The organism is Algoriphagus litoralis (genome assembly GCF_003259255.1).
Lineage (GTDB): Bacteria > Bacteroidota > Bacteroidia > Cytophagales > Cyclobacteriaceae > Algoriphagus > Algoriphagus litoralis.
On record NZ_QGOL01000036.1, the window covers coordinates 1 to 3,159 of the forward strand.

The 3,159-nt window shown below is 44.0% G+C and carries 3 protein-coding genes; 2 read left to right on the forward strand and 1 reads right to left on the reverse strand.

Annotated elements, in window-relative coordinates; translation table 11 throughout:
* Together DK188_RS21075 and DK188_RS21080 are read left to right on the forward strand one after the other, a co-directional pair.
* Nucleotides 1–532 (forward strand): hypothetical protein (locus tag DK188_RS21075; RefSeq protein ID WP_232825787.1); only part of this gene is annotated, 532 nt, incomplete at its 5' end.
* 186 nt (nucleotides 533–718) lie between these two features.
* Entirely contained in the window at nucleotides 719–1,165 is a 447-nt protein-coding gene (locus DK188_RS21080; protein WP_111672842.1) for a DUF5958 family protein, read from the forward strand.
* Between the two features lie 101 nt (nucleotides 1,166–1,266).
* On the opposite strand, the gene DK188_RS21085 is transcribed toward DK188_RS21080, so the two are convergent.
* Entirely contained in the window at nucleotides 1,267–2,892 is a 1,626-nt protein-coding gene (locus DK188_RS21085) for an IS1182 family transposase (RefSeq protein ID WP_198673066.1), read from the reverse strand.
* Between the last annotated feature and the right edge of the window lie 267 nt (nucleotides 2,893–3,159).

The following is a 3,159-nucleotide window of genomic DNA, read 5'->3' on the forward strand; positions in this document are numbered from 1 at the left end:
GTGCCACATTAAAATGAAAGATAGCTATACCATAGAAAGGGAGTGTTCTAATTGCGGAAGCAAAGAGCAAATTAGCGTATCCAGAAGAGAAGCAGCTTTCGAACTTGTGGACATTAATGAAGTTGTTGGAAATAAATGTAAAATATGTTCAGCTTCAAAATTCATGACCTCGTACCAAACTCCCGACTTAGACTTTGAATTACTAAAAGAATGGGCGACAAACCCTGACTTGCATTTAATGCCCCAAGACGAAGAATTACTATTGGCTGACGAGAAGTACCTACAAAATATCTTGAACATTCTCGACAACGTTGCGATTCTCGATCACAAAAGAAATTTACTGATGGACGCTCTTTGCGTAATTGTTTACGACAACACAATTGACGAAAATGAACAAAAGGATGAAAACCTTAAAGAACGAGCGATAAAAGAATTGAATAAACGAACTGACCAATTAAAACAAGCTGACGATTGGATAATGGACTACATAAAAGAAGTAGTTTATCCTCAATTAGAACTGAAAGAAAAATAAAAAACGTGGCACAACAACGAATATATCTTATGGCGGGTAAACGGCTGCCAGCAAGGTTTTCGCTTCTTAGTCAGCTTTGGTTTCGGTGGACAGGAAAATGCTTCGAATCCCCCACAAGCCATATGCAAACCGTTAGCTGCTATGGTGTGACTACACTCACAAAATGAAACACATTGAATTTAACAAGTGCTAAGACCTATTGACATTTTAATAAACAGTTTTGCTCAAGAAAAACTTGAATTGGACAAGCTTGTTTATTGGTTTGATAGTTTGACAGTAGAAAATAAAAGAGAGACCGTTAACTGGACAAGAAATTTCTTGGAACAATCACATCCTGACCAGGAAACAATCAAGGTTGGCATAGAACAGATACCATTGAAACCCACAATGACACCTATTGTGATATTAAAAACGAAAACATTAAAAATTGCATTAAACAAAATTGTGGACTTGCCAGACACCGAAATGAAAAATGCTTTTATTTCTTTGGTTTCCTTGTTTAAAACATCTGACAAAAAAAGACGTGAATATTGGTGCGAAGGAAAATGTGGACACGATTGGCATTATCTTGACAAATTCAATATAGAATTGACTGAAGAATATTTAGAAACATTGAAAGGACGAGTAAAATGAAACAAGAAACCACAACAGCTAACACGGGTAACCGTTGCGCAACTTCTCTTTCAACCTTCTGATTTTTCTGCTTTTGGGCTTTCTTCAGTAATGGGAAGTTTCTAATAGGCTGGGATTAGCGATGCAACGATCTCCGGATTTTTTGTGAGGATATCCAGTTGGAATCCCATTCCCGAAAAAAGACTGAAAAATGAGCTTTTCAAGCCCTTTTCGAAGGAATTTGTCCCTTTTTGAAGGGCTGCCACTCCGATTTGAACTTTCCTGCGTTGGAAGTTCAGGTTCTTTTTCAGGTTGTAGGTCAGTGCGGCTAGTAGGACATGCTTGTTTGCCTGGGACATCCCACGGCTGTTGATCCTTCGCATGTTTAGGAAGTTGACCAGCGTGCCCAAGACCGGCTCTACCGTTCGGCTCCTTATCCTGCTGATCCGTTTGGCATAGGCAGGGTTTTGGGTCAGTTTCCGGTGCATCCGGTCATAATAGGGCTTGTCGATGCTTTCCTCCAGTTTCTTAAACTTGGTCGCCTTGCCACAGCACTGCTCCCGAAGCAGACAACTACCACATACGGTCTCCGAACTTCGGTAACTCTTCTTCTGATAGCCTTTGCTATCCATCTTGATGCCTTTAAAGGTGAGTATCGCGCCTTTGCCACCTGACTTTTCGCAGCGGTATTCGTCTTGGTCTGCGTGATAGCTGAAGCCTTCCCGCTCTGGCTTGTACTGCCCGAAGTTGGGAATATAAGCGTCTATACCCTTTTCCTCACAGTACCGGAGTGCCCTGCCGCTGCTGTAGCCTGCATCGGCCGTGATCTGATCGATGGTCATGTTCAGTCCTGATAGATTCTCCAAAGTCTGATCCAGGATCTCGGGCAGGTTTTCGCTGTCTCTGCTGCCTGCCGTACTTGCGCAGGCCCCCGTAATCACATGGTGGGTATCATCTACGGCGAGCTGCCCACAGTAGTTCAGCTGACGGACCTTCCCCGGCTTGGTGCTGATCCTGGCATCCGGATCGGTAGGACTGTAATGGGTATGGTTGCTGAGAAACTTGGGACGGATCAGGACACCATTTTCATCCAGTGGTGGGGCTATCTGATTGGTTCGGCCAGTCGTGTTCACCCCTCCATGCTGGGTCTTATAGGCCTCCTCTTTCCAATTATGATGTCTTTCTACCAGCTTCTTTCTAGCGGTGGTCACTTTGAATTCCGATCCTTCGTCCAGCTCGTCTACATAGGCAGAGGCATCTTCTGCCACTTCCTTTTCCAGCAAACTGTCCATCGAGGCATTGGCTTTGACAAAGGCCGAATCCACTGCCTGACGCTTTCCCCTGACCATTCCCTTCTCCACACAGAGCCTCAGCACCTCCCGGAAAAGCTCCAAAAAGACTTCCTCTCCATACAATTGCCTAGTCCTGCTAATTGTCGAATGCCAGGGCAAGGGCTCATCCAGATCATACTTGAGAAAAAGCCGCACATCCAGACAATTGGAACAGAAAGAAATAAGCTTCCGGTCCGAATTGATGTTATTCAGATAGCCGACCAACAACATCTTGAAAAACACCACAGGATCGAGGCTTTCCTGTCCCTCGCTTCCATAATAACCCGAGGTGGCAGAGTAGAGAAACTGAAGATTCAGGCTTTGGGAGAGGCGGCGGTAGAAGTTGTCAGCCGGCACCAGCTGCTCCAGGTTTACCTGATAAAATAGTTGGGGTTGGATTTCCTGTCGTCCTTGCATGCTTTAAAATACTCATTTTCAATTTTTTAACCAACTTAAAATCAGCATGCAATTAAAATTAATCATGAGACATGAGGTCTCCATACCTAAAAAAACTATCTTGTTGGGAGAGTTGTGCAACAGGCACACGGGTTTTGCGTCAGGCGGGCTGACGTGCAAACTTGAAGTTTAGTGCTTCTAATGAACCTTAGTAATAAATTGAAACTTTGTACTCCGAAACCCGCCCGAACGCAAAGCCCGAAAACGTTATAGGGCATTTTAAAAAGA

Bases quoted from the DNA above. Each gene is read 5' to 3' on its own strand.
- DK188_RS21085 (WP_198673066.1), bottom strand. From the start codon at position 2,892: ATGCAAGGACGACAGGAAATCCAACCCCAACTATTTTATCAGGTAAAC.